Below are 2740 nucleotides of genomic sequence, written 5' to 3'. Positions count from 1 at the left end.
GTGGAGCGGTGGCACGGCCCGGCCGAGGCGGCGATCGCCACGGTCGTGGACCGCTGCCACGGGCCGACGCTGGACCTCGGGTGCGGGCCGGGCCGACTCACCGCGGCGCTGACGCGCTCCGGCGTGAGCACGCTCGGGGTCGACGTGTGCGCCCGGGCGGTGGCGCTGGCCCGGTCCCGGGGCGCGGTCGCGTTGCGGGCCGACCTGTTCGACCCGTTGCCCGCCGAGGGCCGGTGGCGGCACGTGGTGCTGCTGGACGGCAACATCGGCATCGGTGGCGACCCGGGCCGCCTGCTGCGCCGGTGCCGGGAGCTGCTGCACCGGGACGGCACGGTCCTGGTCGAGCTGGAGCCGCCCGGCAGCGGCGCCTGGCAGGGCCGGGCGTACGTGGTCTCCGGGCGACGACGGGGACCCGGCTTCGGCTGGGCCCGGCTGGACACCCGGGCGGTGCACGGTCCCGCCGCGACGGCCGGTCTGGTGGTGCGCGACGTGCACCCGGCCGGCGGGCGGTGGTTCGCGGAGCTGGCCGGCGGATGAGCCGGCGGGCCGAGGGCCGGAAAACCGCTTCGGCGGGGCGCCGACCGGCCGCTAGCGTTCGCCCATGACGACCGCCCCCACCCTGCACTTCCATTCCGAGCCGGGCGAGTTCCTCGCCGCCGCCGGCGACCACCTGGCCGCGGACCCGGTGGTCGCCACCGTGGTCGCCAGCGTCACGAACCGGGCCGCCGCCCGTCGGGCCGACGGGATCGAGGCACCCGACGACGACTGGTGGCTCGTCGTCCGGGACGCGGCCGGCGCGGTGGTGGGGGTCGGGATGCGGACCACCCCGCTCCCGCCGTTCCTGCTGCCGATGCCGGCGGCGGCGGCCGTCGCGCTGGCCCGGACGTGGCACGAGCGCGGCGAGGAGGTGACCGCGGTCAACGGCGCGCTGCCGGCGGCCCGCGAGTGTGCCGCCGAGGTGGCCCGTCTGGGTGGTGGCCGGGTCGAGGTGGCCCAGCACACCAGGCTGCACGAACTCGACGAGCTGGTGCCGCCCGCGCCGGTGCCGGGCGGGCTGCGGGTCGCCGGGGAGGACGAGGTCGACCTGGTCGCCGCGTGGTTCGGCGCGTTCATGGCCGACGCCGACGAGCAGGCTGGCCGCGCCCGCGGCGTCAGCGCCCACGAGACACCCGACCGTGACGAGCTGCTCCGGCGCATCCGGACCGGCCGGATCTGGCTGTGGACCGACGGGGCGGGGCGGCCGGTGCACCTCACCGCCGCCAACCCGACGTCGTTCGGCGTGGCCCGGGTCGGTCCGGTCTACACGCCGCCGGCGCAGCGCGGCCGGGGTTGGGCCGCCAACGCGGTCGCCGAGGTGAGCCGCCTGTTGCGGGACGAGGGCGCCCGGGTGTGCCTCTACACCGACCAGGCGAACCCGACGTCGAACCGGCTCTACGCGCGCCTCGGCTACCGGCCGGTGGTGGACATGGCCAACCTGGTCGTCGTGCCCTGACGCCGATCGCTGTCGGGTGGGCGTACCGTCGAGCGCTGAGCCGCTCAGCCGCGGCCGACCGGGTGGAACTGTTCGAACATCACCTCGTAGCCGTCCGGGTCGAGACCGTAGAAGATCCTCGCCCAGCCCACGTCCTCCGGTTCCAGCGTGACCGGCAGTTCCTCGTCGCGCCAGAGCGCGTACGTGGCGTCCAGGTCGACGCAGGGGACGGTGAGCACCACGCCCAGTCCGGGCGGGCCGGCCTTGACCACGCGTTCCCGGTCGTCGTCGTGGTGCCCGTGGCGGTGCAGGTCGGACAGGATGAGCCAGGTGTGGCCGAACGTCAGGTAGCGCAGGTGCGGCTGGTCCTCCTGCGGGATCTGCCGGAAGCCGAGGCGGAGGTAGAGCCGGTGGGAGCGGTCGAGGTCGCGGACCCGGAGCCCGAGCTTGAGCTGTCTGGCGGCCATCGGCCGAGGCTAACGGATCGCGGTGGCGCCGCAGACCCGCCGGATGGGATCCTGCCGGGCGTGCGGGACGACGAGCCGGTGGTGATGCGGGTCCTCTGTCGGGTCGAGGTCGTGGTCGACGACCCGGACGCGGTGACGGCGCTCGCCGAGCGGCGGCTACGGCGCGCGGACATCGACTGGACGGACGAGCCGGACACGCTCGACGAGGCCGCCGCCGCGCTGCGCGCCGACCTGCCGTCGGCGCTGGCCGCCCTGGTCGACCCGGAGCGCCTGCTCGCGGACGTGCCGGGGGTGCGGTTCCGGGGCGCCCACTGCTGGGCCACCCCGCACGAGGGTCGGCCTACCAGCCGACCGAGCCGAGACTGACCGGGGTGAGCCGACGCACCTGCGGTTCGATCCACTGTGCGGCGGTGACCAGCTTGACGAGCCGGTCGATCGTCTCCGGCGGTCCGGCCACGAAGCTGCGCCGGTCGGCCGGGCAGCCGTAGCGGTCGTCGAACGTGCCGCCGTCGAGGGCCCGCACCGCCATGCCGGCCTCGACGGCCAGCAGCACCCCGGCCGGCAGGTCGATCCCCTCGGGGCGGTAGCCGACGATGCCGTCGATGTCGCCGCGGGCCAGCATCACCCAGGACAGCAGCGGCGCCCACAGTTGCAGCACCCGTCGGGCGGTGGTGTCCAGGACCACCTTCAGTGCCCGGGCGGTGCTGTCGTCCCGACGTACCTCGTGCCCCTGGGTCCAGGCCAGCACCGGCGCGGCCGGCACCGGCCGGAGCGCGGCGCGCAGCGGGCGGCCCACCGGGCC

The 2740-nt window shown here is 76.2% G+C and carries 4 protein-coding genes and 1 pseudogene; 3 read left to right on the top strand and 2 right to left on the bottom strand.

Annotated features, from left to right (window positions below):
- Positions 1 to 537: methyltransferase domain-containing protein (locus HUW36_RS30190; protein ID WP_174531199.1), on the top strand; the 537-nt coding region annotated here is incomplete at its 5' end.
- Between the two features lie 64 nt (positions 538 to 601).
- Positions 602 to 1492 (top strand): GNAT family N-acetyltransferase, encoded by an 891-nt coding sequence (locus HUW36_RS30185; protein ID WP_174531198.1) that lies wholly within the window; start codon positions 602 to 604, stop codon positions 1490 to 1492.
- 44 nt (positions 1493 to 1536) lie between these two features.
- Here HUW36_RS30185 and HUW36_RS30180 read toward each other — a convergent pair whose 3' ends face one another.
- Positions 1537 to 1938, bottom strand: coding sequence for a VOC family protein (locus HUW36_RS30180; RefSeq protein WP_174531197.1), 402 nt, complete (start codon positions 1936 to 1938; stop codon positions 1537 to 1539).
- A 60-nt stretch (positions 1939 to 1998) separates the two neighbouring features.
- Between HUW36_RS30180 and HUW36_RS30175 the strand changes: the two genes are divergently transcribed.
- Positions 1999 to 2304, top strand: coding sequence for a hypothetical protein (locus HUW36_RS30175; protein WP_246248395.1), 306 nt, complete (start codon positions 1999 to 2001; stop codon positions 2302 to 2304).
- On the opposite strand, the pseudogene HUW36_RS30170 reads toward HUW36_RS30175, so the two are convergent.
- Positions 2279 to 2740 (bottom strand): annotated as a pseudogene (locus tag HUW36_RS30170) (inositol monophosphatase family protein); the annotation flags it as partial. The gene HUW36_RS30175 and the pseudogene HUW36_RS30170 overlap by 26 nt on opposite strands.

This window comes from Micromonospora maritima, assembly GCF_902825405.1.
Classification (GTDB): Bacteria; Actinomycetota; Actinomycetes; order Mycobacteriales; family Micromonosporaceae; genus Micromonospora; species Micromonospora maritima.
This window is presented reverse-complemented; position numbering and strand designations above follow the sequence as displayed.

What these genes read in the sequence shown, in the direction of transcription:
- HUW36_RS30185 (WP_174531198.1), top strand. Translation starts at nt 602, where the DNA reads ATGACGACCGCCCCCACCCTGCACTTCCATTCCGAGCCGGGCGAGTTC.
- HUW36_RS30180 (WP_174531197.1), bottom strand. Translation starts at nt 1,938, where the DNA reads ATGGCCGCCAGACAGCTCAAGCTCGGGCTCCGGGTCCGCGACCTCGAC.